Annotated in this window: 19 protein-coding genes; 5 read left to right on the top strand and 14 right to left on the bottom strand. The window is 66.3% G+C overall.

Features of this window, described 5'->3' with window-relative positions:
- The first annotated feature begins 56 nt into the window (after positions 1 to 56).
- Positions 57 to 332 (top strand): acylphosphatase, encoded by a 276-nt coding sequence (locus ACP7AR_RS03525; protein ID WP_426182823.1) that lies wholly within the window; start codon positions 57 to 59, stop codon positions 330 to 332.
- A gap of 97 nt (positions 333 to 429) precedes the next feature.
- Here the strand turns inward: ACP7AR_RS03525 and ACP7AR_RS03520 are convergent, their stop codons facing one another.
- From ACP7AR_RS03520 to ACP7AR_RS03505, 4 genes are read right to left on the bottom strand one after another with little or no spacing between them, the layout of a single operon-like run.
- Positions 430 to 909 carry a hypothetical protein gene (locus ACP7AR_RS03520; protein WP_426182821.1) on the bottom strand — a complete coding sequence of 160 codons (480 nt, stop codon included), beginning with the start codon at positions 907 to 909 and terminating at the stop codon, positions 430 to 432.
- Positions 906 to 3,221 (bottom strand): NAD-dependent DNA ligase LigA, encoded by a 2,316-nt coding sequence (gene ligA / locus ACP7AR_RS03515; RefSeq protein ID WP_426182818.1) that lies wholly within the window; start codon positions 3,219 to 3,221, stop codon positions 906 to 908. The genes ACP7AR_RS03520 and ligA overlap by 4 nt, the downstream gene beginning before the upstream one ends.
- A 43-nt stretch (positions 3,222 to 3,264) precedes the next feature.
- On the bottom strand, positions 3,265 to 4,362 hold the full coding sequence (mnmA, locus tag ACP7AR_RS03510) for a tRNA 2-thiouridine(34) synthase MnmA (RefSeq protein WP_426182815.1): 1,098 nt from the start codon (positions 4,360 to 4,362) through the stop codon (positions 3,265 to 3,267).
- Between the two features lie 50 nt (positions 4,363 to 4,412).
- Positions 4,413 to 5,582 carry a cysteine desulfurase family protein gene (locus ACP7AR_RS03505; protein ID WP_426182813.1) on the bottom strand — a complete coding sequence of 390 codons (1,170 nt, stop codon included), beginning with the start codon at positions 5,580 to 5,582 and terminating at the stop codon, positions 4,413 to 4,415.
- A 92-nt stretch (positions 5,583 to 5,674) separates the two neighbouring features.
- Here ACP7AR_RS03505 and glgX point away from each other — a divergent pair, with 92 nt between their 5' ends.
- The 3 genes from glgX to glgB all read left to right on the top strand — a co-directional run bounded on the left by glgX (position 5,675) and on the right by glgB (position 12,084).
- Positions 5,675 to 7,744 carry a glycogen debranching protein GlgX gene (gene glgX, locus ACP7AR_RS03500; RefSeq protein WP_426182811.1) on the top strand — a complete coding sequence of 690 codons (2,070 nt, stop codon included), beginning with the start codon at positions 5,675 to 5,677 and terminating at the stop codon, positions 7,742 to 7,744.
- A 63-nt stretch (positions 7,745 to 7,807) separates the two neighbouring features.
- Positions 7,808 to 9,910, top strand: a complete 2,103-nt coding sequence (locus ACP7AR_RS03495; protein ID WP_426182809.1) for an alpha-1,4-glucan--maltose-1-phosphate maltosyltransferase — start codon at positions 7,808 to 7,810, stop codon at positions 9,908 to 9,910.
- Positions 9,907 to 12,084 (top strand): 1,4-alpha-glucan branching protein GlgB, encoded by a 2,178-nt coding sequence (glgB, locus tag ACP7AR_RS03490; protein WP_426182806.1) that lies wholly within the window; start codon positions 9,907 to 9,909, stop codon positions 12,082 to 12,084. Before ACP7AR_RS03495 ends, glgB begins: the two co-directional genes overlap by 4 nt.
- 3 nt (positions 12,085 to 12,087) lie before the next feature.
- Here glgB and ACP7AR_RS03485 read toward each other — a convergent pair whose 3' ends face one another.
- Positions 12,088 to 13,047, bottom strand: coding sequence for a tetratricopeptide repeat protein (locus ACP7AR_RS03485; protein ID WP_426182804.1), 960 nt, complete (start codon positions 13,045 to 13,047; stop codon positions 12,088 to 12,090).
- Positions 13,044 to 14,924, bottom strand: a complete 1,881-nt coding sequence (locus tag ACP7AR_RS03480; RefSeq protein WP_426182801.1) for a glycosyl transferase — start codon at positions 14,922 to 14,924, stop codon at positions 13,044 to 13,046. Before ACP7AR_RS03480 ends, ACP7AR_RS03485 begins: the two co-directional genes overlap by 4 nt.
- A 175-nt stretch (positions 14,925 to 15,099) precedes the next feature.
- Between ACP7AR_RS03480 and ACP7AR_RS03475 the strand changes: the two genes are divergently transcribed.
- On the top strand, positions 15,100 to 16,152 hold the full coding sequence (locus tag ACP7AR_RS03475) for an AI-2E family transporter (RefSeq protein WP_426182799.1): 1,053 nt from the start codon (positions 15,100 to 15,102) through the stop codon (positions 16,150 to 16,152).
- 24 nt (positions 16,153 to 16,176) lie between these two features.
- Here the strand turns inward: ACP7AR_RS03475 and ACP7AR_RS03470 are convergent, their stop codons facing one another.
- The 8 genes from ACP7AR_RS03470 to tsf all read right to left on the bottom strand — a co-directional run bounded on the left by ACP7AR_RS03470 (position 16,177) and on the right by tsf (position 21,900).
- Positions 16,177 to 16,884 carry an alpha/beta hydrolase gene (locus tag ACP7AR_RS03470; protein ID WP_426187609.1) on the bottom strand — a complete coding sequence of 236 codons (708 nt, stop codon included), beginning with the start codon at positions 16,882 to 16,884 and terminating at the stop codon, positions 16,177 to 16,179.
- Between the two features lie 2 nt (positions 16,885 to 16,886).
- The gene (locus tag ACP7AR_RS03465; RefSeq protein WP_426182797.1) at positions 16,887 to 17,174 is read right to left on the bottom strand and encodes a hypothetical protein; all 288 of its coding nucleotides are present in this window, start codon (positions 17,172 to 17,174) and stop codon (positions 16,887 to 16,889) included.
- A 9-nt stretch (positions 17,175 to 17,183) separates the two neighbouring features.
- Positions 17,184 to 17,882 carry a transglycosylase SLT domain-containing protein gene (locus tag ACP7AR_RS03460; RefSeq protein WP_426182794.1) on the bottom strand — a complete coding sequence of 233 codons (699 nt, stop codon included), beginning with the start codon at positions 17,880 to 17,882 and terminating at the stop codon, positions 17,184 to 17,186.
- Between the two features lie 59 nt (positions 17,883 to 17,941).
- Positions 17,942 to 18,499, bottom strand: a complete 558-nt coding sequence (locus tag ACP7AR_RS03455; RefSeq protein ID WP_426187607.1) for a DivIVA domain-containing protein — start codon at positions 18,497 to 18,499, stop codon at positions 17,942 to 17,944.
- 29 nt (positions 18,500 to 18,528) lie between these two features.
- Positions 18,529 to 19,632 (bottom strand): phosphatidate cytidylyltransferase, encoded by a 1,104-nt coding sequence (locus ACP7AR_RS03450; protein WP_426182791.1) that lies wholly within the window; start codon positions 19,630 to 19,632, stop codon positions 18,529 to 18,531.
- 6 nt (positions 19,633 to 19,638) lie between these two features.
- Positions 19,639 to 20,193 carry a ribosome recycling factor gene (gene frr, locus ACP7AR_RS03445; RefSeq protein WP_426182788.1) on the bottom strand — a complete coding sequence of 185 codons (555 nt, stop codon included), beginning with the start codon at positions 20,191 to 20,193 and terminating at the stop codon, positions 19,639 to 19,641.
- Between the two features lie 69 nt (positions 20,194 to 20,262).
- Entirely contained in the window at positions 20,263 to 20,979 is a 717-nt protein-coding gene (pyrH, locus tag ACP7AR_RS03440; protein ID WP_426182785.1) for a UMP kinase, read from the bottom strand.
- Positions 20,980 to 21,072: 93 nt separating this feature from the next.
- Positions 21,073 to 21,900: a translation elongation factor Ts gene (gene tsf, locus ACP7AR_RS03435; RefSeq protein WP_426182782.1), complete on the bottom strand. Its 828-nt coding sequence runs from the start codon at positions 21,898 to 21,900 to the stop codon at positions 21,073 to 21,075.
- Between the last annotated feature and the right edge of the window lie 17 nt (positions 21,901 to 21,917).

Raw genomic sequence — 21,917 nt, 5'->3', positions numbered from 1 at the left:
CGTTCCACGGCCCGTTTCGTGCGGCAGGTCCTGTTTCACGCTGGCATCCTTGAGGCATGAGGTCGGTGCTGGTGATCACGCGCGGGCGCGTGCAGGGCGTCGGGTACCGGTGGTACACGCGCGAGGCAGCGTCGGCGCGCGGCGTCACGGGTTGGGTGCGCAACCGTCGGGACGGGGCCGTGGAAGCCGAATTGCACGGGTCGGATGCCGACGTCCAGGTTGTGCTCGATTCCATGACCCAAGGACCGCCTGGCGCGCAGGTCGACGAGGTCCTGGTCACCGACGTGTCCAGCGGAGCGCCGCGCGGATTCGAGATCCGCGCCACGGTCTGAAACAGGTGCTGCCCATCGAGATGTGTTGCTCGGCGCTCTTTCTGATGCGGCGGAGCCCGTTTCGGCTCAGCAGCTCAGCGCGACTGAGAGGTGGAGGTCAAGCGGCGGCGTCCCTCGCTTCTCGCGCGAGCTTCGCCGCCACGTCGATCAGAGACTCGGGGTGCGCGAGGAGCGCACGGTGCTCGGGGCTCGCGATGAGGTACTCCAGCATTCTGTGCGCTCCGGTCACTGTCGGCGCCCAGTAGCCGCCGACATGATGCCGACTCAGTGGGGACCGGCTGGATCCTCCTTCAGCCGTGATCTCGACCGAGCCGTCGTCTGGATCGACGCCCAGGTCTGACATCAACATCGCTGTGAGCGCACCGAGGACGATCGTGCCCAGCAGACCAGGCAGCCGGAACCGGGTCGTCGGCACTTCAAGGGCGATGCCCTCGAGGGTGTCCCACATGTGGATGCCGCGATTCTCGACGCCATCACGAACGATCACGGCGTCCGGCGTGAGTCGTAGGTGATGCCTGCCAGGGTCGCCGATGGCGAGGGATTCAGGCAGTGCAAGCAGCGGCCCGTAGCGTTTCATGAAAGCGCGTCGGGTCCCTCGGTGACGAGGATGTGGAACTGCGCAGCATCCAGCACGCGGATGCCGAGCTCTTCTGCCTTTCCGAGCTTCGATCCCGCGCCAGGACCGGCCGCCACGAAGTCGGTCTTCTTCGAGACGCTCGATGCCGCCTTGCCGCCGGCCCTGATGATCGCCTCCTGCGCTCCGTCGCGTGTGTAGCCGTCCAGCGACCCTGTTGCGACGACCGTGAGGCCGTCGAGCACGCCGCCTTCCACCACCGCGGCACCCGGACCCGGGTGTCCCGGCGTCGCCCACTGCACACCGGCCGCTGCCCATTGTTCGACGATGTCGACGTGCCAGTCGACCGTGAACCAATCCGACATCGAATCGGCGATGATCCCGCCGACCCCTTCGACCGCTGCGAGTTCCTCACGCGAGGCGGAGCGGATCGCGTCGAGAGAACCGAACCACTGCGCAAGCGCGCGGGCCGCGACGGGGCCGACATGCCGGACGTTCAGCGACACCAGCAGGCGCCAGAGCTCCTTGGTCTTCGCCTTCTCCAGCTCGGCCAGCAGCGTCTGCGCCTGAGATGACGGCTGCGGTCCCTCGATGCCGGACTTCTTCTCGGCGGCGGTGGGGTTTCGGCGGAACGGCGACCGAGTCTTCACGAGCCCGTCGTCGTCCTGCTTCGGCAGCCCCGTCTCGGCATCTCGGACGACGACGGAGATCGGCACCAGATCTTCCAGCACGAGCGAGAACAGTCCCGCCTCGGTGTCCAGCGGTGCGACAGCCGGAGACTCCGCCTGTGTCAGCGCAGCCGCCGTCACCTCACCCAGCGCTTCGATATCGAGCGCACCACGCGAGCCGATGTGCTCGACGCGCCCTCGCACCTGCGCGGGGCACGAGCGCGCGTTCGGGCACCGCAGATCGATGTCGCCCTCCTTCATGGGGCGCAGCGGCGTGCCGCACTCAGGGCATTCGATCGGCATCACGAACTCGCGCTCTGTGCCGTCGCGCTTTTCGACCACGGGCCCGAGCACCTCGGGAATCACATCACCGGCCTTGCGCAGCACCACGGTGTCGCCGATCAGCACGCCCTTGGCCTTCACGACGTCTTTGTTGTGCAGTGTCGCCTGCCGCACGACAGAGCCCGCGACGTGCGCGGGTGCCATCACGGCGAACGGCGTCGCGCGACCGGTACGCCCCACGGACACGACGATGTCGAGGAGCTTCGTCTGCACTTCCTCCGGCGGGTACTTGTAGGCGATCGCCCAGCGCGGAGCGCGACTGGTCATGCCCAACTCGTCATGCAGCGCCAGCTCATCGACCTTGACCACGATGCCGTCGAGCTCGTGCTCGATGTCGTGCCGGTGCTCACCGAAGTGCTCCACGAAGGAGACGACTTCGTCGATGCCATGGCACACCCGGGAATGCGGGCTCATGGGCAGCCCCCAGGACGCGAGCAGATCGTAGATCTCGCTCTGCGCGGCGACGGGCGGATTCGGCCACGCACCGATGCCGTGCACGTACAGCGAAAGGGAGTTCACCCGCAGGAGCCCCGCTTCGAGCTCCAGGCCGTCCTTCTTATCGATCTGTTGACGCAGCCCGCCGCTGGCCGCATTGCGAGGATTGGCGAACGAAGGGAAGCGCCTGGCGGCAGCGGCACGTGCCCTCTCCTCATCGAACGGCTTCTTCGCTCCCCCGCGGCCCTCCCAGCGTGCCAGAGCATCGCCGTACGCGCGCTCCCTGAACGCCGCCTGCGCGGCGTTCAGTCGCTCGAAGGCCGCCACCGGAATGAAGACCTCACCCCGCACCTCGACGATCGCCGGATGGCCTTCACCGCTCAGCCGTTCGGGGATGTCAGCCAGGCGCAACGCGTTCTCGGTCACGATCTCGCCCACGCGTCCGTCACCGCGCGTCGCCGCGGAGGTCAGGAGACCGTTCTCGTAGCGCAGATTGATCGCCAGTCCGTCGATCTTCAACTCGGTGAGCCAGGCCACTTCACGTCCGGCGGACGCCTGCGTCTTGGCCGCCCACTCGCGCAGCTCGTCTATCGAGAAGACGTTGTCGAGACTCAGCATCCGCTCGGCATGTTCGATCGTGGCGAGTCCGGTGATCTCCGCCGCGCCGACCATCTGCGTCGGGGAATCCTGCCCCTGCAGCTCAGGATGCAGCCGCTCGAGCTCTTCGAGCCGGTGCATCCAGCCGTCGTAGGTCGCGTCGTCGACGACGGAGGTGTCGCGTCCGTAGTACGCGTCCTTCGCCTCGAGAATGCGAGTGGTCAGCTCTTCGGCTTCGACGCGGGCGTCTTCCAGCGAGATGTTCTCCGGCACCCACCCAGTCTACGAGCGGGAGCCGACATCAGTGAGGCTCGTGTCACGCGTGGACCGGAACCGCCGACACCGTCTTGTCGATCGTGAACTGGCCGAGCACCCTCGTGCCGACGTACAGAACCGCGGTCTGCCCCGGCGCGACGCCGTCGAGGGGCACTTCCGGCACGACGTCCACTCCGGCGCCGGACACAGTCGCGCGCGCGGGCACCGGCTCTGAGTGCGCGCGGATCTGCACGTGGCAGTCGAACTCGGACGAGGTCGGTGCAGCGCCGGCCCAGGAGTAGCGCTCCCCCGAGATCTCGCCGATCGCCAGCGCTTCCTTCGGGCCGACCACGACCGTGTTCGACACCGGTCGGACCTCGAGCACGAACCGCGGCTTGCCGTCGTCCGCCGGCACACCCAGCTTCAGGCCGCGACGCTGCCCGACAGTGAACGCGTGCGCACCTTCGTGCGAGCCCACCACTGCACCGGATCGATCCAGGATCTCGCCCTGCTGCGCGCCGACCTTCTCCGCCAACCATCCCCGCGTGTCTCCATCGGGGATGAAGCAGATGTCGTGGCTGTCGGGCTTCTGCGCGACGCTGAGCCCGCGCTCGGCCGCCTCAGCACGAACGAGGGCCTTCGACGGCGTCAGGCCGAGGGGGAAGTACGTGTGCGCGAGCTGCTCGGCGGTGAGAACGCCCAGCACGTAGGACTGGTCCTTCGCGTTATCGGATGCCCGGTGCAGTTCGAGCCCGCCCTCGCCATCGACGAGCGTCGCATAGTGCCCTGTGCACACCGCGTCGAAGCCCAGCTCGATCGCTCTCTCCAGCAGGGCCGCGAACTTGATCTTCTCGTTGCACCGCATGCACGGGTTCGGCGTGCGACCTGCCTGGTACTCCGAGATGAAGTCGTCGATGACGTCATCGCGGAAGCGCTCGGAGAAGTCCCAGACGTAGAACGGGATCCCGAGCTTGTCGGAGGCCCGACGGGCATCCATCGCGTCTTCGATGGTGCAGCAGCCCCGGCTGCCGGTGCGAAGCGTGCCACCCGCCCTGGAGAGGGCGAGGTGCACGCCGGTGACGTCGTGTCCTGCCTCCACGGCACGTGCAGCCGCAACGGCTGAGTCGACGCCACCGCTCATGGCCGCAAGAATTCGCATACGTCCAGTCTACGATCATCCGCCAGTTCGGTTCCTGAGCGCCGAGGAACTCAGTGAGCGCCCGGCTTTCCGGATGCCCGTGCGTACGCATCGGCGATCGTACCTAGCACCGCGTCGACATCGGCATCGACAGATGTGCGGCCGAGCGTGAAGCGCAGCACGCTGCGGGCGTCCGGTTCCCCGCGCCCCATGGCCATCACGACGTGCGACGGCTCTGCGACGCCGGCTTGACAGGCAGATCCCGTGGATGCCGCCACGCCGGCGACATCGAGAAGGAACAGCAGACTCTCCCCCACGGCGCCGGGGAACAGCACGTGCACGTTGTTCGGCAGTCGGTCGACCGGGTCCCCCAGCAGCATCGCAGACGGCACGGCTGATCGGATGCCGGCGATCAGGCGATCGCGCAACGCCGAGAGCCGCTCGCCCTCCGCTTCGCGCTCGGCCTCAGCGAGCTCCAGCGCGACCGCGAAGGCCGCAGCCCCAGCCACGTCCTGCGTACCAGCGCGAAGCCCCCGCTGCTGCGCACCGCCGTGGATCAGACCATTCAACCTGGCGGTGCGTCCGACGACGAGGGCGCCGACGCCCACCGGGGCGCCGATCTTGTGCCCTGCCACGCTCATCGCCACGAGGCCCACTCCTGGCGCGGCATCCGCCCGCAGCTCACGAAACGACAGAGGAACATGCCCGAGCGCGCTCACCGCGTCCAGGTGCAGTGGGATCCGAGCCGATGCCGCAGCGGCGGCGAGAGCAGCCGCGTCGTTGATCGTCCCCACCTCGTTGTTCGCGACGAGCGCTGTCGCCAGCGCCGCGCCTCCGAGGGCATCAGCGAACGCTTCCGTCTCTATGCGCCCGGTCTCTGTCAGCGGCACCCGGCGCACCCCGGCGCCTTCGGCTGCAAGTGCCGCGACCGTGTCCATGCTCGCGTGGTGCTCGCCGTCCGGCAGAACGATGGCGTCAGCATCCGCCGCGCGAGCATCCCAGAGGCCGCGCAGCGCAGTGTTGATGGACTCGGTGCCTCCTGACGTCAGCACGATCTCGATCGGCTCGCTCCCCAGCACCGCTGCGATCCGCTCGCGCGATTCCTCGAGCAGCCGGCGAGCATCCTGGCCGGCGCCGTGCGTCGACGAGGCGTTGCCGATCACGTCGGTGGCCGCGAGCCACGCGTCGCGCGCCTCCGGGCGCAGTGGCGTGGTCGCCGCATGGTCGAGATAGAACCGCATCCCTTAACTCTCCCCCATTTCTCGCGACACGGCACGTGGAACTGAGTCCGCGTTGTCATGAGACTGCAATACATCCCGCCTAATGTGTACTCATGCCCGAGTCCCCTGACTTCACCGCGCCCGGCGGCGCCGCCCTCGACAATCTCGGTGTCCGTCTGCACGAGAACGGCGCGACGCTGCGCGTCTGGTCGCAGAATGCCACTTCGATCGAGCTCGTCACCTTCGACGAGACCGACCTCGACTGGGTCACGGATGAAGTGGATCTGGCGCGTGGAGCGGACGATGTCTGGGAGGTCACCACGGATCTGCTGCAGCCCGGGACCCGCTACGCCATCCGCGTGGGCGGGCCGCACGGCCCCGGCAACACCTTCAATCCGGAGACGCTGCTTCTCGACCCGTACGCGAGAGGTCTCGCTCAAGGTGACGGCTACGAGGAATGGCGCTCCGTCGTCATCGTCGACGGCTTCGACTGGGGAGAGTCGAGCAAGCCCAGGATCCCCCTCGATCGCACGGTGATCTACGAGGCGCACCTCAAGGGGATGACCAAGCGTCACCCCGATGTGCCGCCGGCACTGCACGGCACCTACGCGGGGCTCGCACATCCGACGATGATCGACTACTTCCACTCGCTCGGTGTGACGGCCGTCGAGCTTCTTCCCGTCCACGCGTTCGTCCCCGAGCCACGACTGCTCGAGCGCGGGCTCACGAACTACTGGGGTTACAACACCCTCAACTTCTTCACACCCCACGCGGCCTACGCCACAGACGACGCACGCAAAGAAGGGCCGGAGGCCGTGCTGGCGGAATTCAAGGGGATGGTGAAGCTGCTGCACGAGGCCGGCCTCGAAGTCATCCTCGACGTCGTCTACAACCACACCTCGGAAGAGGGCATCGGGGGCCCGCGGTCGAGCCTGCGCGGGATCGACAACGCGAACTACTACCGCCAGCAACCGGACGGCGCCTACATCGACACGACCGGGGTGGGCAACACGCTGAACACGGCGATGGATGCCGGGGCACGACTGGTCCTGGACTCGCTCCGGTACTGGGCGCAGGAGATGCAGATCGACGGCTTCCGGTTCGATCTCGCTGCAGCTCTCGGCCGCGACGCCGCGCATGAGTACACACCCGAGCACCCTCTCCTTCTCGCGATCCGCGATGATCCTGCCTTGCAGGGCGTGAAGCTCATCGCCGAGCCATGGGACGTCGGCCTCGGCGGCTGGCAGACCGGGAACTTCCCTGACGGCTGGCACGAGTGGAACGATCGCTATCGCGACCGCGTCCGCAACTTCTGGCTCAGCGACATCGACTATGCGCGCCGCGCCTCCGCCCCGGTCGGCATCGGCGGGTTCGCAACCCGTCTGGCCGGATCCTCGAACACGTTCAGCGAAGCTCGGGGCCCGCTCGCCAGCGTGAACTTCATCACAGCGCATGACGGCTTCACGCTGCGCGACCTCGTCTCCTACGACGTCAAGCACAATGAAGCGAACGGCGAGGACAACCGCGACGGCGCCGACATGAACCGCGCGTTCAATCATGGCGTCGAGGGGCCGAGCACTGATCCGTCGATCGAGGCCACGCGGCGCAAGGCCATGCGGAACCTGCTCGGAACACTGCTGCTGTCGGCCGGCATACCGATGCTCACCGCCGGTGATGAGTCAGGACGCACGCAGCGCGGAAACAACAACGCGTATGCTCACGACTCCGATCTCACCTGGCTCGGCTGGGAGCACGAGGACTGGCAGAACGACCTGCGCGCGCACGTCGCGGCGCTGACCAGGCTGCGCCGCGAGAATCCTGCGTTGCGGCCGAGTCAGTACGCGCGCCTCGGTGAGCACACACCCCATGCCTCGGTGATGGACTGGTACGACCAGAACGGCGAGACGATGGAACAGGAGCAGTGGACGGATCCGAGCAACCGCACGCTGCAGTACGTGGCGGCTTCCACGCCCGTCGACGAGCCGGCGAACCGCATCCTCCTGATCGTGCACGGCACAGAGACCCCGATCGACATCACACTGCCCGCGATCGAGGACGCGAGCCGATTCGTGTCGTTGTGGTCGAGCGCGGACGAGAATCCGGACGTCGCGTCCGAGACTTTCTCCCCCGGCGATCTCCTGGCGACGCCTGGGACATCCATGCGACTGTTCCGCGTCGAGTAGCACTGCTCGAACACGGCACAGCTACGGGTGTTCACTCCCGACGAGGCGCGGTACATTCAGGGTGTGGCTGCACGTTCTGGCAATCGTCCCGCGGAGCTTCGAAGCCCCGCACAGATCCCCCTGCGGCCCCGTGCCGCCGATGAGCGAGAGCCAGCCCGTGTCGGCGCGTCTCACCGTCGCGGAGCCACTCTGACCGGGCGCATCCCGCTCGCTGAACCGCGACCGGTCGCGCCAGGCGGATTCTCGGCCAAGGCGTTCGTCGGCGAGATCGTTCCGTTCGGGATCGTCGCATTCCGAGAAGGGCACGACCGCATCGGCGTTCACGTGCGCTTGACCGCGCCGAGCGGCGAAGAGAGTCTGCATCGACTGACAGCGCGAGAGGACGGCACCGATTCCTGGCAGACCGAGATCGCGCTGGATGCGCAGGGCGTCTGGCTGTACCGCTTCGAGGCGTTCGGGGATGATTACGCGACCTGGGCCCACGCCGCCTCCGTGAAGATCGCCGCGGGCGTCGACGTCGACGTGATGACTGCGCTCGGTCAGCAGCTGTTCGCGCGCGCAGCCGCCGAGGAGATCCGCCCGGCAAGCGAACGCACGCGTCTCAAAGCGGTCGCCGCGACCCTCGCCGGATCGGACGCCGCCGCCGCACTCGCGATCGCCACTGACTCGGACTTCGCCCGGCTCTTCGAGGCTCGGCCTCTCGCATCGCTCGCCTCGGCATCGGCCGAGCAGACGCTGATCGTCGAGCGAACCGCCGCGGGTGTCGGCGCGTGGTACGAATTCTTCCCCCGTTCCGAGGGCGCCAGGCGCAGAGCGGACGGCACCATCACGAGCGGCACATTCCGCACCGCGGCGAAACGCCTCCCCGCCGTTGCGGCGATGGGCTTCGATGTGCTGTATCTGCCGCCGATCCATCCGATCGGCAGGACGCACCGCAAGGGTCCGAACAACACGCTGCATGCGGGGCCGTCCGATCCTGGCTCGCCGTGGGCGATCGGCGGGAATGACGGCGGTCACGACGCCGTGCATCCCGATCTCGGCACCCTGGCGGACTTCCGGAACTTCGTGCGAGCGGCGCGCAAGTCCGGCATGGAGGTCGCACTCGATCTCGCTCTACAGGCATCGCCCGATCACCCGTGGGTCACAGCGCACCCTGAGTGGTTCACGACCCTTCCCGACGGCACGATCGCCTACGCAGAGAACCCGCCGAAGAAGTATCAGGACATCTACCCGCTGAACTTCGACGGCGACCCCGAGGGTCTGTGCGCCGAGGTCTTTCGCATCATCGAGCACTGGGTGTCGCAGGGCGTGTCGATCTTCCGCGTGGACAACCCGCACACCAAACCGCTCTGGTTCTGGGAGTGGCTGATCGCCAGAGTGACAGCGTCGCATCCCGACGTCGTCTTCCTCGCAGAGGCATTCACCCGCCCCGCCCCGCTGCGGAGCCTCGCTGCGGTCGGATTCCAGCAGAGCTACACGTATTTCACGTGGCGCAACACGAAGCGCGAGTTGGAGGAGTTCCTCACGGCACTCGCGAACGAGACCGCCGACTACCTTCGACCGAACCTCTTCGTCAACACCCCGGACATCCTCACCGAGTATCTGCAGTTCGGCGGTCGCGCGGCCTACCGCATCCGGGCTTCGATCGCGGCGACAGCGGCACCGACCTACGGTGTCTACGCCGGTTTCGAGCTGTACGAGAACGTCGCGCGACCCGGCTCGGAAGAGAACATCGACAACGAGAAGTACGAGTACAAGCTGCGCGACTTCGACGCGGCGGAAGCCGCCGGCGATTCGCTCGCACCGTTCCTGCGGAAGCTGAATGAGATCCGCGAAGCGCATCCGGCATTGCGGCAGCTGCGCAACCTCGCAGTGCACTGGAGCGATGACGACGGCATCCTCGTCTACTCCAAGCACCTCGACGCCGCCTTCACCGGCACTGGATCAGCCGACACGATCATCGTCGTCGCCAACGTCGACCCGCATTCCGTGCGCGAGACCACGGTGCACCTCGACACCCGCGTGTGGGGCGTCGAGCCCGGCGACCAGTACGAAGTTGAGGATCTCGTCACCGGCGCGGTATGGACCTGGTCGGACCACAACTTCGTCAGGCTCGACGCGTTCACCGAGCCGGTGCACATCCTCAAGGTGAAGGGACGATCATGAGCGAGATCCAGGATGTCATCACATCGCCCGACTGGGAAGCCGTCGCAGCCGGAGCTCATCATGCTCCGCATGACGTGCTCGGGGCGCATCCGACGACGGATGCCACCGGTCGCACGCACACCGTCATCCGCGTGCGACGGCCACTGGCCGAGAGCGTGACGGTGGTGTTCACGGACGGAAGCCGATTGCCGCTGACACATGTCGCACACGGCATATGGGAGGGTCAACACGACGGATCCCCGGTCGCCTACCGGATCGCGACCGCATACGCCGACGAGGAAGAGCATCTTTCCGGTGATCCCTACCGTCATCTTCCGAGCATCGGCGACCTTGACCTCCACCTGATCGCCGAAGGACGTCACGAGCGGCTCTGGGAGGTGCTGGGCGCGAACGTGCACCTCTTCGACGGCGAGATCGGCGTGTCGTTCGCGGTGTGGGCGCCCAATGCGCAGGCCGTGCGCGTGGTCGGTGAGCACAACGATTGGAGCGGCGAGGGTCACAGCATGCGCTCGATGGGTGTGAGCGGCATCTGGGAACTGTTCATCCCCGATCTCACCCCCGGATCGCTCTACAAGTACCAGATCCTCACGCGCGACGGCCGCTGGATCCTCAAGTCGGACCCGATGGCGCAGCGCACGCAGGTCCCACCGGAGACGGCGTCGGCCGTCCCCTTCTCGGCGTATTCGTGGAACGACGGCGCGTGGATGACGAGACGAGCGGCGACACACGCCGTCGCCCAGCCCATGTCGATCTACGAGGTGCACCTGGGCTCCTGGCGCGAAGGACTGGGGTATCGAGAGGTCGCAGATCCACTCATCTCCCACATCCTCGACACCGGCTTCACGCACGTGGAGTTCATGCCGCTCGCCGAGCATCCGTTCGGCGGTTCCTGGGGCTATCAGGTCAGCGGATACTACGCACCGACCGCACGATTCGGGACGCCGGACGATCTGCGCTACCTCATCGACCGCCTGCACCAGGCCGGGATCGGCGTGATCCTGGACTGGGTGCCGGGCCACTTCCCCAAAGACGAGTTCGCACTGGCGCGGTTCGACGGACAGCCGCTGTACGAGCATCCTGATCCCCGGCGCGGTGAGCACCAGGATTGGGGCACCCTGATCTTCGACTACGGCCGGCCGGAGGTGCGCGGTTTCCTCGTCGCGAACGCCCTCTACTGGTTCGACCAGTTCCACATCGACGGCCTCCGCGTCGATGCCGTCGCCTCGATGCTCTATCTCGACTATTCGCGGCGCGACGGTGAATGGGAGCCCAACGTCCACGGCGGCCGCGAGAACCTCGAAGCGATCCGATTCCTGCAGGAGGTCAACGCGACGGCATACCGCGCGCATCCTGGCATCGTGATGATCGCTGAGGAATCGACCAGCTTCCCCGGCGTGACAGGGCCCACCGACCACGCCGGCCTCGGGTTCGGTTTCAAGTGGAACATGGGCTGGATGAACGACTCGCTGCAGTACATCGCACGCGACCCGATGTACCGCGCACACCATGAGGGTGAGATGACCTTCTCGTTCGTCTACGCGTTCGGTGAGAACTACCTGCTCCCGATCAGCCATGACGAGGTCGTGCACGGCAAAGGCAGCCTGCTGTCCAAGATGCCAGGAGACCACGCCCACAAGCTCGCGAACGTCCGCGCGTACCTCGCGTACATGTGGGGGCACCCGGGAAAGAATCTGCTGTTCATGGGCCAGGAGTTCGGCCAACTCGCTGAGTGGTCCGAGTCGAGAGCGCTGGACTGGTGGCTGCTCGAGCAGCCTTCGCACGCACAGCTGCAGCATTTCGTCGGCGAGATGAACGGCGTCTATCGCGCGAGCGCGCCACTGTGGGAGCGAGACGGCGACAGCAACCGATTCCGTCGCCTCGGCGCGCCGTCATGGGACCCGAACGTGATCGCCTTCGAACGACGCGATCAGCACGGAGGCCGCGTCATCGTGATCAGCAACTTCGCCGGTGTGGAGCGTGCCGGACTTCCCATGGACCTGCCCGTCGCGGGAGTGTGGGACGAGATCCTCAACACGGATGCGGTGGAGTTCGGCGGCTCCGGCGTCGGCAACTACGGACGTGTCGCCGCGCATGTCGAGGGCGAGCACGGCACACCGAAGACGAAGATCACCCTGCCGGCGCTGTCGACGATCTGGCTTCGACTCCGGGGCTGAGGATCAGAACAGCAGCGAGGACAGCCGGTTTCGCGCTGCGATCACCCGAGGGTCGGCCGTGCCGATGAGCCCGAACAGTTCGACGAGACGCTCGCGCACCGGGGCGCGCTCATCGGTGGGCAATGCAGCGAAGAGGTCCAGGAGGCGTCCGAACGCATCATCGACATGTCCACCGGAGATGTCGAGGTCGGCGACGGCGAACTGCGCGTTCACGTCGAGTGGAGCATCGGCGGCGGCCGCTCGTGCCTCCTGCAGGTCGAGGCCCTGCACGCGGTCGAGAAGTCGCACCTGCCCGAGCCCTGCGCGCGCATCCTCGTCACGCGGGTTCTCAGCGAGCGCCTTCTCGTAGGCGGTGATCGCAGCCGTGAAGTCGCCGGCTTCGATCGCTGCGAAGGCTTCAGCATGCAGAGGCGGCAGTGGCGCCTCCTGCGGCTCATCGGACGCATCGGCATCCGCCGCCTCGGAATCAGCAGCGCCGCCTGCCACGGAGCCTGTGACGCCGTTCTGAGCGGCCACCTGGAGCAGTTGGTCGAACACCTGGCGAACCTGCTCTTCCGGGACAGCCCCGGTGAACATCGGAACCGGCTGCCCGGCGATCAGTGCGACGACCATCGGGATGGACTGTGCACGGAAGCTCTGCGCGAGCTGCGGGTTCGCATCGACGTCGACCTTCGCGAGGACGACACGACCTCCGAGCTCCGTGACGACCTTCTCGAGTATCGGGCTGAGCTGCTTGCAGGGTCCGCACCATTCCGCCCACAGATCCACGACGATCGGCACGGTGCGAGAGAGCTCCATGATCTGACCGAACGTGGCATCCGTCACATCCACGATGAACCCGCCAGGAGCCGCGCCCTCGGCGCTTGACGCCGCTGGGGCCGCCTCAGCGGCGGCGGCCGGACGGTTGCGAAGGCTGGAGAGATCGACGGCACCTCGAAGGGCCGCTGGAGAGATGTCGGTCATTGGATCACTTCCACGTTGAGGAGGTCTTGGTGCACGGCGAGGAGGCGGATCTGCTCCGTCGAGCCTTGAGCAGGAACGGAGAAGAACAACTGCAGTCCGTAAGTGGTGACGACACCCTTGGAAGCCTCCTCGACTCCGGTGAGCGTCTTCGCATCGGGGTTCTCCCCGAACTTGATCACGGCGTCGGACGAAGTCGGAGTGATGGTCTCGCTGTCGACCATCGAGACGGCCACGATCGCTCCGCTGTCGAGCGTGGCCATCGCGACCGGCGGGGCTGTGCTCGGCACGATGTCGAACGCGGTACGCGAGGTCTCGGCGGCGCCGTTGTCGATGAGGGACTGCGTGACCGCTGCCCGGCTGGCCGTGATCGAATCCGCCAGAGTGATGCTCACGGGGTCGAAGAGCGAACGGTACTCGCTCTTCTCGCCGGAGTCGACGACGTCCGCGAACGCCGTCGCGAGTTCGTCTGGGGCGAGTGCGAGGAACGCAGAAGCGTTCTCGGTGATGAGACTGGTACCCAGCCACGCCGGGGCCAGTTCCGGCACTTCGGCCGAGGCCTGCATCTCAGCGATGTTGGCGACCTTGTAGTTCGACCACGGATCCGCCTGGGTCATGGTCAGGATGACGGGAGGAACGGTCTCGTCGCTCTTGCTCTTGCTGAGCACCAGCACGGTTCGTGGCCAACCGTCCGTCGCCTGCGGCAGCAGCACCTCGATCACATCGGTCGGGATCGTGGCAGGCAGCGCACGATCGGCCAGGGTCTCACGCAGCGTGTAGTCGGTGGTCCTCGCAGCCAGTGCGGCGCCGTCGAGTCGTGTGGCGGCGAGGTCGATGTCCAGCGCTGCGTCCGCATCTTCAAGGGTCCCTGCGACGTTCTTGAGGATGCGGGAGGCCTGAGCCTCAGTGACTGCGGGGGGCTTCTGGTTCTCCGGCGTGATCACGGTCTGCGTGGGTGATGGCGTCGGCGATGCGTCTCCGAACTGCGGCCAGGAGTCGCTGGAGCACCCCGCGAACAGCATGGCTGCGACGCCGAAAGCAGGCAGAACGAGCAGACGACGCCGCAGGGAGTGCGCCCGGCGTTCGGTCTTCGGCGCGCTCTTCTCCTTCGGCGATTCGTCGGTCTCGGGCTTCGCGTCGGCCGGGGACTCGAGCTCCTCGCGCACGGGCGCGGGCTCCACGGAGAGATCGATGGGCTGTGTGGCCGGCAACGGTCCTGGGCCCTTTCGGCGCGGCCCTCGCCCCCTGCGCTGGTGGCGGATCGCGAGCACGTACATGACGAGACCGAACAGCAGCACGGCACCGCCGGCTGTGATGAGCGGTCCGACGAAAGGCGTGGAACGATCCAGCGGCCACGACACGACGACATCCTCTGGAGCGTTCTGCGTGCCGTCCTTCGCAATCAAGACGCTCATACCCGCCGGCAGTTGCATGTCGGTGATGAGCTGATCGGCTTCGCTGAACGAGTCGAGCCAGAGATCAGAGCCTGCCGGGTTTCGCCCGGCCGGCTGCTCGGCGTCGCCATCCGTGCCCTCTTCGGTCTCGTCGGCCGTGTCCTCCGGCTCGACGAGCGTGCTCACACTCGCACCGTCGGAATCGAGCGCCACGGAGTTGTACGTCGCATCGGAGAGCCACGCCTCGAGGTCGGCCGTACGTCCGTAAGCGGCGAAGATGTCTCCGTCGCCGCGGATCAACAGCGTCTGCTGCCCTGGGTTCTCACGGAGCACAGCCCCATCGACAAGCGTGTACGGTGCAGGCTCTTCCACGCTCAGCTCGACTTGCTGCGCCGACGGCCCCATGAAGATGGTTCGCTGAGCGATGCCCGCTCCGATGAGAAGCGTGGCCAGGACGAAGGCCACGACGGCCCACACGAAACGCACGAAAAGACTCCTTACGTGATCCGGGCGCTCGCCCAGATCCCCGCTCGACGTTTCAGACTATCGAAAGTGGCTGAGTGTTGACTACGAGGGGCCAGTCAACTCCCCGATCGGCACGTCGCGAATTCGCGTCACCACTTGCCGACTAGCCTGAGAGCAGTCTTGTCGAGGAGAGCGCATGAAGGTTCACAATCCGTTCCGCACCGCCCTGGTGGCGACGCTCGGTGTGGGGCTCGGCATCCTGCTCATCGGCAGTGTGCAATCACTGTCCACCGTGCTGTTGTATGTCGGAACCGCGCTGTTCATCAGCCTCGGTCTCGATCCTGTCATCTCGTTCCTCGAGCGCCGCAGGCTCCCTCGCTGGCTCGCGGTGATCGTCACGATCCTCGGGGTGCTCGGCATCTTCGCCGGCATCGTCCTCATCGTTCTGCCGATCATCATCGACCAGGTCAGTCAGCTCGTCGAGCAGATCACCGCACTCGTGCAATCCAGCAATGATATCTGGGGGGATCTGCGGGAGTGGCTGGGGGCGGTCTTCCCCGCGCTGGACATCGACCGCATCCTCACCGAGGCGCAGGATTGGCTGCTGGCCAACATGGGCGACATCACCGGCGGCGTCATCGCGGTGAGCCTCAATCTCGTGACGGGCCTGTTCGGGGCATTCATCGTACTCATCCTGACGATCTACCTGACGGCATCGACCCCGTCGCTCAAGCGGTCGGTCTATCAGCTGGTTCCGGCATCCCGCCGTCCTCGCTTCATCGACCTCGCAGAGCAGATCACCGACTCGGTCGGCTACTACGTGATGGGCCAGGTCACACTCGGCATGATCAACGGTGTGCTCAGCGCGATCTTCCTCAGCATCATCGACGCGCCGTTCACCGCCGTCCTGGCCGTCGTCGCCTTCTTCTTCTCGCTGATCCCCCTGGTGGGCACGCTCACGGGGTCCACGATCATCGTGCTCGCATGCCTCATCCCCGGTCTCGGTTCTCCTGCCACGGCGATCGCGGCAGGCATCTACTACCTGATCTACATGCAGATCGAGGCGTACGTGATCTCACCGCGCATCATGAGCCGCGCGGTCTCCGTGCCAGGTGCGGTCGTCGTCGTCGCTGCTCTCGCCGGCGGATCGTTGCTCGGACTGCTCGGTGCCCTCATCGCGATTCCGGTCGCGGCGAGCATCCTGATCATCTACCGCCAGGTGCTCATCCCTCGGATGAACGAGCGTTGACGCGAACGAAGCCAGTCGAGTGCCTCAGGGCCATTCGTTCGGCAGCGGAAGCGCATCCGGATTCACCACGGCGACGATCTCGGTGAGCACACGGCGCGTCTGAGTCTCGCCGACCCAGAGGTGCTTTCCGCCTTCGACAGGAATCAGCGTGATGTCAGGGATCGACGCGAAGCGCTTCTGAGCTTCTTCCGGCCGAAGATAGTCGTCGAACTCGGGAATGAGCGCGATCACGCGGCGCTCATCGCCGGCCCACGCCGCGATCTCCTCCGCGGTCGTCCTGTGCAGGGGCGGTGAGAGAAGGATGATCCCCTCTACGTCGTGCTCTCGTCCGTATTTCAGAGCGAGCTCCGTGCCGAAGGACCAACCCAGCAGCCATGGACGGGGCAACGACCTCTCGCGGACGAAGTCCATCGCCGCTGCGACGTCGAACTGCTCGGCTTCGCCCCCGTCGAATCTGCCTTCACTCGTCCCCCGCGGTGACGTGGTCCCTCTGGTGTTGAAGCGGAGCACGGCGAGGTCCGCGAGGGCGGGAAGGCGCGCAGACGCCTTGCGCAGGATGTGCGAATCCATGAAGCCGCCGGCGGTGGGAAGCGGATGCAGCGTCACCAGTGTCGCGACGGGTTGAGCATTCTCCGGCAGCGCCAACTCCCCCACGAGGGTGAGTTCGTCCGCCGTGGACAGTTCGATCGGCTCCCTCGTCGCCGGCAGCTCCAACGGCCCACGAATCTCCATGCTCACGCCATCCTCCAGCAGTGTGTGTGCCAGTGCCTGCGCGCAGCGAGGTCAGCGGCGTCGCCGAGGACTCCGTCCGCGCGCCATATGACCTGGTGTGCGGTTCCCGGCGCGATCACGCCGCGGCATCCTGGGCAGATGTATTCCTTCTGCGCCTGCTGGGCCGAGACCGGCTGCACGGTCCAGTCGCGTCCCTGGCGGGTCTCGCTGCGCTTCCAGCCTGCCAGCAGCCTGTCGAAGGAGTCGTCAGTTTCTGGGCGCTCCTGGCGCCGCCTGTGAGAGCGTGGCATGTCGGAGCATTACCACCAGTGGTTCGTCTTCCAGAACTCGACCGCGCCCGCCCAGCTGCCGTAACGTCCGGTCGCATAGCCGTTCGCCCAGCGCAGGTTCACGACGGGGTCGTACGCGTTGGGCAGCTTCGAGCACGGGTACACCTGAACGAGGCCGCACGCGCCGGAGGAGGCGTTGGTGGCGTTCGGATTCCATCCGCTCTCCTGCGAGACCACCCAATCGACGTAGCCCCAGTCGCCGGATGCGATGCCCGCAGCGGCCATCCACTCCGCCGGCGCTCCGCCGCCCGTGTAGTACATCGGACCGCCCCCACCGGAGGACTCAGAGGATTCGGAGGACTCGGCCGATGCCACCTCGGGCTCCGGCTCCGGCGTCGGAGTCGGTGTCGGCGTCACATACACGTCATACGCACCGCGGGTGACGGGTTCGATCGTCGCGCCCTCCGCAGTGACCGTCAGATCCTGGGTGTCCTGAGCCGCCAACGAGAACGGCGTCTCCACGTCCGCGACGGGCGGGTCAGCGAGGGCCATGCCGGTCGGAGCGACGATGGCCGCAGCGAAGGCGACCACTCCGAAGCCCGCGAAGCCACCGACGACTCCGCGTCGCCGTGACCAGCGCCTGGCCTTGATCGCGGGAGATTTCGGGGGTGCAGACCTCGCCGGCGCCGCGTCGGCGACGGCGGAATCGATCTCGGTGCCGGAAGTCACAATAGCTCCAGTGTATCCAGACGTGCCTGAGTCCTCCATCCGAATCCGCGGCGGAGGGCTCAGCGGACGGCGAGGATCACATCGATCGTGGCATCCAGCAGCGCGTCGACCTGTTCTTCGCGGTACCCGCCACGCTGCATCCTGAATGCGGCAGACCTCAGCTGCTCGACGGACAGTTGGTCACCGTCGCGGAGATATCTCACGATCCGGGCCGCCACATGGTCCACCTCGTCGATGCGATACCCGAACGACAGGAAGCCCGTGCGTGCGAACTTCTGCCGGCGACTGCGCGCCAGATGATCGAGAATCACCTGCGCCTCCGACCGGGCGTGACTCACCCACGCCTCCGCACCATCCGCGCGGACCGCTCGCTCACGCTGACGCGCTGCCAATGCATCCTCGACCCGTCCGAGCGCTGCGTCCACCTCGGCGATGTCATAGCCGTCCTTGACCAGTGGGAAGGATGCGACGCGCACCTCGGCGGCGGACAGATCGTCCGAGTCCTGCTCGAAGCTCTCGCGCGCCGCCGCAAGGAACGTGTCGACCGCGGTGCGGTGGTATCCGCGCTCGCGCCCGCTCACCGTACGGAAGGCGGGCGTCGTGTCTTCGTCGTCCATCTCAGTCACACCGTTCACCGTATCCGAAGTCAAGGGAGAGTCACCCACGGCGAAAGGAGGAAGTAAAGGCTCAGCGCGGGGATCGTCGAGGGCAGGATGCTGTCCAGTCGATCGAGGAGCCCGCCGTGACCGGGCAACCAGGAACTCATGTCCTTGATTCCGATGTCGCGCTTGATCATCGACTCGCCGAGGTCGCCGAGCGTCGCCGACAGCAGGATCGAGATGCCGAAGACGACGCCGGCCCACCACGGCAGATTCAGCAGGAAGATGGCGAGAAGAACGCCGGCCGCGATCGCTGCGAACACGGCGCCGGCAAAGCCCTCCCACGTCTTCTTGGGGCTGATGCGCGGGGCCATCGGATGCTTTCCGAAGACGAGACCTGCAGCGTAGGCACCGGTGTCGGATGCCACCGCGATGGCGATGAACGCGAGCACCCACCACTGCCCGCCTTCCTGAGCCAGCAGCAGGAGGGCGACGGCGGTGAGAAACGGCACGTACACCTGCACGAAGCCGCTCACGATCGCGTCTGTGAGCACGTCGCCGTACGTGCGGCCGTCCTTCGACATCATCTGTGCGATGAGGCGCCAGACGATCACGAACACCACAGCGAACAGCAGCGCGACCCAGATGAGCCACGGGGGTGCGAAATAGCCCGCCAGCACGAGGGCGACGCCCGCGATGATCTGCGGGACGATGTCGACTCGGCGGCCCGCAGCGCCAAGGGCACGCGCCAGCTCAAAGATGCCGAGCACAGCGATCGCCAGCGCGATCGGCACGAACAGCTCTTTGATGAATATGAGTGAGGCCAGCAGGACCGCGCCGAACCCGAGTCCGACCAGGATCGCGAGGATCAGGTCGCGGCCGGTCCGAGCCTTGATGCGCTCATTGGCCTGATCGAGATGCTCGCGCGCTTGAGTCACGTGCGTCTCGAACTCTCCCCTGGCCTGGCGCAACTGTCCACGCACGACGGCGGTCGGATCCGCCGGGTGCATCGCGCCCCGCGGCAGCGGTGGACGCGGGGGAATCGCGCTCTCGTCGACAGCGGGGACCTCGACGTCCGGGGTCGCCCCATCGCGAGCTTCGCGCCGTGTCAGCGGGCGTTGCTCGTCATCGGGACCGACTGCGTCGCTCATCCTCGGCTATACCTCGAGCAGCTCGGTCTCTTTGCGCTTGAGGGCGTCGTCGATGAGGTCGACGTGCTGACGCGTCAGGGCGTCGAGTTCCTTCTCACCGCGCGCGATCTCATCTTCGCCGACATCGCTCTTGAGCGCGTCGAGCTCGTCCTTGGACTTGCGACGGATCCCACGGATCTGCACCTTCGCGTCCTCGCCCTTGGACCGCACGATCTTGACATACTCCTTGCGACGCTCAGCGGTCAGCTCAGGCATGGTGACACGTACGATGGCGCCGTCGTTCGTCGGGTTCGCACCGAGGTTCGGCATGTCGCGGATCGCCTGCTCGATCGCCCTGAGCGCCGACTTGTCGTAGGGCGTGATCACGAGTGAGCGCGCTTCAGGGTTCGCCAACGACGCGAGCTGCGCCAGCGGGGTGGGCGAGCCGTAGTAGTCGACCATCACCTTCTGGAACATCTGGGGGTTCGCACGACCGGTTCGGACGGTGGCGAAGTCCTCCTTGGCTGCTTCGACAGCGCGCGTCATGCGGGAGGTGGTTTCAGCGAGGACGTCCGCGATCACGGTGACTCCTATCGTCGGGGTGTTCCAACAATTCTATCCGGGCGTGAGGTCACACCCTGCGTAATGCGCTCAGGCAGTGACGCGCGTGCCGATCGGCTCGCCGAGGATCGCGCGGGTCACATTGCCTTCTGGCTCCATGCCGAACACGCGCATATCCATGTTGTTGTCCATGCAGAGGCTGAAGGCCGTCGAGTCGACGACCTTGAGTCCGCGCTGCAGGGCATCACGGTAGGTGACCTGCTCGATGCGCGTGGCAGTGGTGTCCTTATTCGGGTCGGCGGTGTAGATGGCGTCGACTCCGTTCTTGGCGACGAGCACCTCATCAGCGCCGATCTCCAACGCCCGCTGCGCCGCGACAGTATCCGTGGAGAAGTACGGCAGACCGGCGCCGGCGCCGAAGATCACGACGCGTCCCTTCTCCAGATGACGCTCTGCACGCCGCGGGATGTACGGTTCCGCGACCTGCGTCATCGAGATCGCCGACTGCACACGTGTGGCTGCACCGGCCTGCTCGAGGAAGTCCTGAAGCGCCAAGGCGTTCATGACGGTGCCGAGCATGCCCATGTAGTCGGCTCGGCCGCGATCCATACCGCGTTGGCTCAGCTCCGCGCCACGGAAGAAGTTGCCGCCGCCGACCACGATGGCGATCTCCACCTGGTCGACTGCCGCGGCGATATCGCGCGCGATCTGACTGACGACGTCCGGGTTCACGCCCAGCTGCCCTGCCCCGAAGGCTTCGCCGGAGAGTTTGAGAAGGACGCGTCGGCGTCCGCTGCGTTCAGTCATGAATGGTGGTCCTCTCGTTCCGATTCAAGATAGTGCCTTCTGGGCATGAAAAAGGGGTTCGGATCGCTGTGGATCCGAACCCCTTCACAACTGCTACGCGCCGACCTTGAATCGTGCGAAGTCCGTCACGGTGATACCGGCGTCCTTCGCGACCTGGGCGACGGAGAGCTTGTTGTCCTTGGCGTAGTCCTGCTCGAGCAGGGCGACCTGCTTGATGAACGCGGACACTCGGCCTTCGACGATCTTCGGCAGAGCTGCCTCTGGCTTGCCCTCGTTACGCGAGATCTCTGTGACGATCTCACGCTCCTTCTCGACTGCCTCGGCGGGAACGGCATCCCGGTCGAGGTATGACGGGTTGGCGAACGAGATGTGCTGAGCGATGCTGCGCGCGGTCGCTGCGTCGTCACCCGTGTAGGCGACGACGACACCGATCTGCGGCGGCAGGTCCTTGCTGGTGCGGTGCAGGTAGACCTCGACGGAGTCGCCCGAGACCGTGCGCACCTGGCGCAGCTCGACCTTCTCGCCGATGATGGCTGCCTCATCAGAGATCAGCTCGCCGACGGTCTGGTTGCCCGCGGATGCCGCGAGGGCGTCCTCGATCGTGTTCGCCTTGGCTGCGGCAGCAGCATCGGCGACCTTGTCAGCCAGCGCGATGAAGCGCTCGTTCTTCGCGACGAAGTCGGTCTCGCATGCGAGCTCGATGAGCGTGACGCTGCCGTCCTGCTCGCGAGCGACGACGAGGCCTTCGCTGGTGGAACGGTCAGCGCGCTTCGCGTTGCCCTTCGCACCCTTGAGGCGAAGGATCTCGACGGCCTTCTCGCGGTCGCCTTCGGCTTCCTCGAGCGCCTTCTTCGTGTCGACCATTCCGGTGCCGAGCTGCTCGCGCAGCGCCTTGATGTCAGCGATGGTGAAGTTGGCCATGTGTGGTGGCTCCTTGC

It is taken from the genome of Microbacterium sp. TWP3-1-2b2, from assembly GCF_049896145.1.
Classification (GTDB): Bacteria; Actinomycetota; Actinomycetes; order Actinomycetales; family Microbacteriaceae; genus Microbacterium.
The sequence above is the reverse complement of the archived record's forward strand: the minus strand, read 5'-3'. Positions and strand labels throughout refer to the sequence as shown.